The sequence below is a fragment of the Albidovulum sp. genome, from assembly GCF_049646345.1.
In the GTDB taxonomy this organism is placed as follows: Bacteria; Pseudomonadota; Alphaproteobacteria; order Rhodobacterales; family Rhodobacteraceae; genus Albidovulum.
Window position 1 is genome coordinate 1 of the sequence record NZ_JBARVQ010000589.1, and the last position, 6,519, is coordinate 6,519.

Annotated in this window: 7 protein-coding genes; 4 read left to right on the forward strand and 3 right to left on the reverse strand. The window is 63.0% G+C overall.

The window, feature by feature from the left end:
* Positions 1–218 (reverse strand): aldolase/citrate lyase family protein (locus WBB85_RS15350; RefSeq protein WP_432639474.1); only part of this gene is annotated, 218 nt, incomplete at its 3' end.
* Between the two features lie 205 nt (positions 219–423).
* Positions 424–1,077 carry a response regulator transcription factor gene (locus WBB85_RS15355; protein WP_432639475.1) on the reverse strand — a complete coding sequence of 218 codons (654 nt, stop codon included), beginning with the start codon at positions 1,075–1,077 and terminating at the stop codon, positions 424–426.
* 212 nt (positions 1,078–1,289) lie between these two features.
* Here WBB85_RS15355 and WBB85_RS15360 point away from each other — a divergent pair, with 212 nt between their 5' ends.
* From WBB85_RS15360 to WBB85_RS15375, 4 genes are read left to right on the forward strand one after another with little or no spacing between them, the layout of a single operon-like run.
* Positions 1,290–2,537 (forward strand): aminotransferase class V-fold PLP-dependent enzyme, encoded by a 1,248-nt coding sequence (locus WBB85_RS15360; RefSeq protein ID WP_432639476.1) that lies wholly within the window; start codon positions 1,290–1,292, stop codon positions 2,535–2,537.
* 36 nt (positions 2,538–2,573) lie between these two features.
* Positions 2,574–3,770, forward strand: a complete 1,197-nt coding sequence (locus tag WBB85_RS15365) for a malate--CoA ligase subunit beta (protein WP_432639477.1) — start codon at positions 2,574–2,576, stop codon at positions 3,768–3,770.
* Entirely contained in the window at positions 3,770–4,663 is an 894-nt protein-coding gene (gene sucD, locus WBB85_RS15370) for a succinate--CoA ligase subunit alpha (RefSeq protein ID WP_432639478.1), read from the forward strand. The genes WBB85_RS15365 and sucD overlap by 1 nt, the downstream gene beginning before the upstream one ends.
* Positions 4,664–4,675: 12 nt before the next feature.
* Complete coding sequence (locus WBB85_RS15375; protein WP_432639479.1) at positions 4,676–5,647, forward strand: 2-hydroxyacid dehydrogenase; 972 nt, start codon at positions 4,676–4,678, stop codon at positions 5,645–5,647.
* 180 nt (positions 5,648–5,827) lie between these two features.
* Here the strand turns inward: WBB85_RS15375 and WBB85_RS15380 are convergent.
* Positions 5,828–6,519: SMP-30/gluconolactonase/LRE family protein (locus WBB85_RS15380; RefSeq protein WP_432639480.1), on the reverse strand; the 692-nt coding region annotated here is incomplete at its 5' end.

A 6,519-nucleotide genomic window follows, 5' to 3' on the forward strand; every position in this document is an offset into this window, starting at 1 on the left:
ATGGATTTCTTGCCCCAGTCGATCTCATTCAGGGCCTTGATGATGTTCTTTCTGGCCTGCGCCTTGTCGTCCGGTGCGACCGCGTCTTCGAGGTCGAGGAAGATCACGTCGACATCGGATTGTGCCGCTTTTTCAAACATTTGCGGCGCGCTGCCGGGGACGGCCAGCTCACTGCGATTGAGGCGTGCGGGGGCCTGTTCGATGACATGGAAGCTCATGGGGAATGTCCTTGGTCGGGTTGCCGTTGAGTAACGGGCGCCATTGAAGGAAGGAAAAATCCGCTCCTGTCAAGAAAGATTGTTGCGCGACAGAATGACGCTGGGAAATGATCGGAAAGCCTTTTCGGGGGTCGGCAAAGCGTCGGCAAACTGTCGGCAAAACGTATGGCAAACGTATGACAGCCCGCCCCCGGACCTGCGGCATTCATCGCGGCTGGGACCGTTCGCCGGGCAGGCGGGACGAGTAGTAGAACGCGATGGCCTGAGCCCGGTTCGAGACCCCGAGTTTTTCGAAAAGGTTGGACAGGTGGAACTTGACCGTGTTGGCCGAAATCTCGAAATCCCGCGCCAGATCCTTGTTGGTCAACCCCTGCGACAAGGCTTCGAGCAGGGCGCGTTCGCGGCGGGTCAGGCTGTGGATCGGATCGGCCTGCAATTCGCGGATGTCGAGGAACGGAAAGACCATCTGGCCCTGCGCCACGGCCAGACAGGTCTCCAGCAATTTCTCGACCGGGGTGTTGCGGCCGACGAACCCGGCCGCGCCCGACAGCATGGCCTGCCGCGCCACTTCGCCCTTGGGATCGTCGCCGTAGACGACGAAACGCGGCGCATTGGCCTGTTCGCGCAGTACCTCGATCAGTTTCTGTCCGCCGAGGATCGGCACGTTCCAGTCGACCACGCCGATCCTGACTGGCACCCGCATCACCATGCCCAGAAACCCTTCGGCCGTGGCCGATGTGGCCACCAGCGAGAATCGGGGATCGCGGTCGAAAAGCTCGGACATGGCCGACAGAACCAGCGGATTGCTGTCTGCGAGCGAGACCGAAATCGGGGCGGCCGGAGCGTCAATAGCCTGCATTCATTGACCTTTTCTGCAAAAAACTACCCGTTTGGATTGGCTATATTTCGGTATACATCGGTATTATTACCGTAATGGGTAGTTTTTTTCCAGACCAACTGGATACCCAAAAGCAGGAGTAACGCAGGTTGTGACGTCACGGCAAGCAGGATTATGTCCATCCTGACACCGGAGCGACGCGGTTCCGGCAGATTTTCGAGGAGGCCCGCCCGATGAATGATATGACGATCTTCCCGCAGCTTGAAATCCCCGAGACGCTGGCGGCGGGCCCTGGCCCCGGCAATACCGACCCGCGGGTTCTGGCGCGCTTTGCCCAGACCGGCCTTGCCGACCACATGCAGGCCGATGTGCTGCGCGGCATGGTCGAGTGCAAGGAGATGCTGCGGCAGGTCTGGGGTACGACCAACACCTACACCTACGGCGTCGGCGGCACCGGCTTTTCCGGGCTCGACTGCATGCTGGGTGCGATCCTGCCGGGTGATACGGTCGTGGCCTTCGTCAACGGCACCTTTTCCGGCATCGACGGGCTGACGATCCGCATGAAGGCCGCGACGCGGGACGAGCTGCGCGCCAATGCGCTTGACCCTGAGGCGGCGTCTGTCACCATCGTCAACGTGCCGCATGGCCAGTCCGTTACCGGTGAGATCGTCGAGAAGGCGCTGGCCGAGCACAAGCCGAAATGGGCCTTCATGGCGCATTGGGAAACCGGATCGGGCCGGATCAACGACCTGCAGGGCTTCTCGGATGCCTGTGAGCGTCACGGCGCGATGGGGCTGGTGGACGCGGTGTCGTCCCTCGGGATCGCAGATTTCTCCATCGACGCCTATCCGGGCGTGGTCGGCTGGGCCTCTTGCCCGCAGAAGGGCGTCCTGTGCCTGCCGCTGACCTATGCGCCGGTCAGCTTCACCGATGCCTATATCGCCCATGTCCGCGCCAATGGCTGTGCCTCCTACGTCCACAACCCTGTGCTGGAAGCGCGCCACTGGGGCGTCATGGACGGCAAGGATGTGGCGGCGGGCGCCTATCACCGCACCCATTCGGGCTATGCCGTCGCGGCTTTCCACGAAGCCCTGCGCATCACCCTTCAGCATGGCCGCGCCCGGAAGGCCCGCGACTATGCGTTCCACGAAAAGGCACTGCGCGACGCCGTCACGGCGATGGGCTGCGACGTTACCTCGAACATGACCAGCCTGATCGTTCTGAACCTGCCCGCCTCGCTTGCGGGCCGCGAAAAGGAACTGGTGCAGGGCTGCCGCGCCAGGGGCTTCGGCATCTGGCCAACGCTTTCCGAACCGGTTCAGGTCCGCATCGGCATTCTCAACCAGCTTTCCGAAGCGGCCATCACCGATATCGTCATGCGTTTCGCCGTGGCGATGAAAGAGATGGGTGCCGAGGTCGACATGGGCGCGATCCAGAAGGGTCTCGACCAGCATTATCAATCCGCGATGGCGGCAGAGTAATTCCAAGACAGTTACGGGCGGAGGAGGCTCGCACAAATGGATATTCACGAATATCAGGCCAAGGAAATCCTGGGCCGCTTCGGGGTCACGGTACCCGATGGCGGGCTGGCCTATAGCCCCGAGCAGGCGGCATATCGCGCCCGCGAATTGGGTGGCAACCGCTGGATCGTCAAGGCGCAGGTCCATGCCGGTGGCCGTGGCAAGGCCGGTGGCGTGAAGCTGTGTGACAGCGAGCATGAGATCCTTGACGCCGCCGACGAGATGTTCGGCAAGAAGCTGGTGACGCATCAGACCGGGCCCGAGGGCAAGGGCGTCTACCGCGTCTATGTCGAAGCCGCGGTGCCGTTCGAGCAGGAGATCTATCTGGGCTTCGTTCTTGACCGCACCTCGCAGCGGGTGATGATTGTCGCCTCGTCCGAAGGCGGGATGGAGATTGAGGAAATCTCGGAAAGCCGTCCCGACTCGATCGTGCGTTCGACCGTCGAACCGGCCGTCGGTCTGCAGGAATTCCAGGCGCGCGAGATTGCCTTTGCGCTGGGTATTCCGGCGAAGCTGACCCAGCAGATGGTGCGCACCCTTCAGGGCTGCTACCGCGCCTTTACCGAGCTTGACGCGACCATGGTCGAGATCAACCCGCTCGTCATCACCTCGGATGACCGCATCCTTGCGCTTGACGCCAAGATGACCTTCGACGGCAATGCGCTGTTCCGTCACCCGCATGTGTCGGAACTGCGTGACAAGAGTCAGGAAGACCCGCGCGAGGCGCGCGCCGCTGACCGTGGCCTCGCCTATATCGGTCTGACCGGAAATATCGGCTGCATCGTCAATGGCGCCGGTCTGGCGATGGCGACGATGGACACGATCAAGCTGGCCGGTGGTGAGCCTGCAAACTTCCTCGACATCGGCGGCGGCGCCACGCCCGAACGGGTGGCCAAGGCCTTCAAGCTGGTGCTGTCAGACAGCAATGTGCAGGCGGTGCTGGTCAACATCTTCGCCGGGATCAACCGTTGTGACTGGGTGGCCGAGGGTGTCGTGCAGGCACTGACGCAGAACCCGGTCGACGTGCCGGTCATCGTCCGCCTTGCGGGCACCAATGTGGAAGAGGGTCAAAAGATCCTCGCCCAGTCCGGTCTGCCGATCATCCGCGCCACGACGCTGATGGAAGCGGCCGAGCGCGCCGTGACCGCGTGGCAGAACGACAAAAGCCAGAACACCAAGCTGAGGGCCGTCTGATGAGCATCTATCTCGACCGCGACAGCCGCGTCATCGTCCAGGGCATCACCGGACGGCTTGCGAGCTTTCACACCAAGGAAATGATCGAATACGGCACCAATGTCGTTGGTGGCGTGGTGCCGGGCAAGGGTGGTGAGACCGCCCACGGCGTGCCGGTCTTCAACACGGTGAAAGAAGCCGTGGAAGCGACGGGCGCGGATACGTCCTTGGTTTTCGTGCCCCCCCCGTTTGCCGCTGACAGCATCATGGAAGCGGCCGATGGCGGCATCCGCTATGCGGTCTGCGTGACCGACGGCATCCCGGCGCAGGACATGATCCGGGTCAAGCGCTACATGTATCGCTACCCCAAGGAACGCCGCATGGTCCTGACGGGCCCGAACTGCGCGGGCACGATCAGCCCGGGCAAGGCGCTTTGCGGCATCATGCCGGGCCATATCTATCTGCCGGGCCATGTCGGCATCGTCGGCCGCTCGGGGACGCTTGGCTATGAAGCTGCCCAGCAGCTCAAGGATCGCGGCATCGGCGTTTCGACGAGCGTGGGCATCGGCGGCGACCCGATCAACGGGTCTTCGTTCCGCGATATTCTGGAGCAATTCGAGGCCGATCCGGAAACCCATATCGTCTGCATGATCGGTGAGATCGGCGGACCGCAGGAAGCCGAAGCAGCCGAATATATCCAGAACCACATGACCAAGCCGGTCATCGCCTATATCGCGGGTCTGACCGCACCCAAGGGCCGCACGATGGGCCATGCCGGTGCGATCATCTCGGCTTTCGGTGAAAGCGCGTCGGAAAAGGTGGAGATTCTTTCCGCCGCCGGTGTAACCGTGGCTGAGCATCCTTCGATCATCGGTGAGACGATTGAAGCGGTGATGAAGAAAGAAGCCGCTTAAGGGAGGCTGGATATGGCGAAACCCAGAGTACTTGTCACTCGGCGCTGGCCTGAAGCAGTTGAAGCGAAGATGGCAGAGGTCTTTGACCTCACCATCAACCGCGATGACCGGCCGCTTGGGCCCGAGGATATCCGCGGCGCGATCGGCGATTATGACGCCGTTCTGCCCACGGTGACCGACCGCCTGCCGGGTATGGTTTTCGACACGCCCAAGGCGCGCACGAAGATCCTGGCCAATTACGGCGTGGGTTTCGCCCATATCGACACCGATGCGGCAAAGTCGCATGGCATCGCGGTGACGAACACACCCGATGTCCTCTCGGAATGCACCGCCGATATCGCCATGACGCTGATGCTGATGGTGGCGCGGCGGGCAGGCGAGGGCGAACGCGAACTGCGCGATGGCCGCTGGACCGGCTGGCGGCCGACGCATCTTGTCGGCACCAAGGTGTCGGGCGCGACCTTGGGCATCATCGGGTTCGGCCGCATCGGTCAGGCGATGGCACAGCGCGCCCATCACGGCTTTGGCATGAAGATCCTTGTCCAGAACCGTTCGAAAGTCGCGCCCGAGATTCTGGCCCGCTACAACGCGGTGCAGGTCGAGACGGTGGAAGATCTGCTGCCGCAATGCGATTTCGTCTCGCTCCACTGCCCCGGCGGGGCGGCGAACCGGCATCTGATCAATGCGCGGCGTCTCGATCTGATGAAGCCCACGGCCTTCCTGATCAACACCGCGCGGGGCGAGGTCGTGGCCGAACACGCGCTGGCGCAGGCCTTGTGGTTCGGCACGATTGGTGGCGCGGGGCTCGACGTTTTCGAACGCGAACCGCTGATCCACCCGGATCTGAAGGATGCCGACAACCTTGTGATGCTGCCGCATCTGGGATCTGCCACGCGCGAGACGCGCGAGGCGATGGGCTTCCGTGTCTTCGACAACCTGATGGATTTTTTCGAGGGCCGCGCCCCTCGGGACCGTGTCGCCTGATCCGGACCGATCGGACGACGCAAAGACGCCCCTCAGCGACAGCCGGGGGGCGTTTTTCGTCCGGCTGCTGTCAATCAGCAGGAAGCCTAGTTCAGAAAGCTGAGGTGCCCCGAACATGCGGGCGGGGCTGTGGCGAAATTCAAGGCGCCAGAATGTCTGCGCAAGCAGGCCTGCGGAAGCTCAGAGCACCACGCGGTGTTCGGCAAGTCCGGTCGCCTCGACCTTGCAGGCGAAGGTGCATCCATTAGACGGCGTGTCCGCAAGGGTCTGCGGCGAAAGCCCCTGCCGTGCAGAGGTCACGAAAAGGGTGCGCAGGTTGTGCCCGCCAAAGGCGGGGCAGGAACTGTGGTGTCCGCCAACCGGCACGGTCTGAATGAGCCTGCCGTCCGGGGCGTGACACGCCACCCGACCGGCCCCCCATTCGGCCAGCCAGAGATTGCCCTTCGCATCGCAGACCGCACCGTCCGGGGTCAGCCCGTCGGGTCCGAGGTCAAGATAGAGTTCCGGCGGGGATGCGGGCCAACCTTCGCGCGTATCCAGTGCGACGCGCCAGACTTTGGCCGTGGCGGAATCGGCGAAATGGGCAAAGCGCCGGTCGGGGGTGAAGCTGATCGCGTTCGGGATGGTCAGCGGTGCGTAGAGTTTGCGGACCTCACCGCGCCAGTAGCGCCAGATGGTCCCGGCCCCGGGCTCTGCCCCTTTGCCCATCGTGCCGATCCAGAATCCGCCCCAGGGATCCGCCCGTCCGTCATTGGATCGAGTGTGCGGAGTGTCGGCCTCAAGCTCTGTTACCCGGTTGGATTTGCCATTCCGGAGGTCGAACAGATCAAGGCCGGTTTCGGACGCGACCAGCAGCGTGTCGGTATCCACCC

Coding starts and splice junctions, on each gene's coding strand:
- WBB85_RS15355 (WP_432639475.1), bottom strand. CDS start 1,077: ATGCAGGCTATTGACGCTCCGGCCGCCCCGATTTCGGTCTCGCTCGCA.
- WBB85_RS15360 (WP_432639476.1), top strand. CDS start 1,290: ATGAATGATATGACGATCTTCCCGCAGCTTGAAATCCCCGAGACGCTG.
- WBB85_RS15365 (WP_432639477.1), top strand. CDS start 2,574: ATGGATATTCACGAATATCAGGCCAAGGAAATCCTGGGCCGCTTCGGG.
- sucD (WP_432639478.1), top strand. CDS start 3,770: ATGAGCATCTATCTCGACCGCGACAGCCGCGTCATCGTCCAGGGCATC.
- WBB85_RS15375 (WP_432639479.1), top strand. CDS start 4,676: ATGGCGAAACCCAGAGTACTTGTCACTCGGCGCTGGCCTGAAGCAGTT.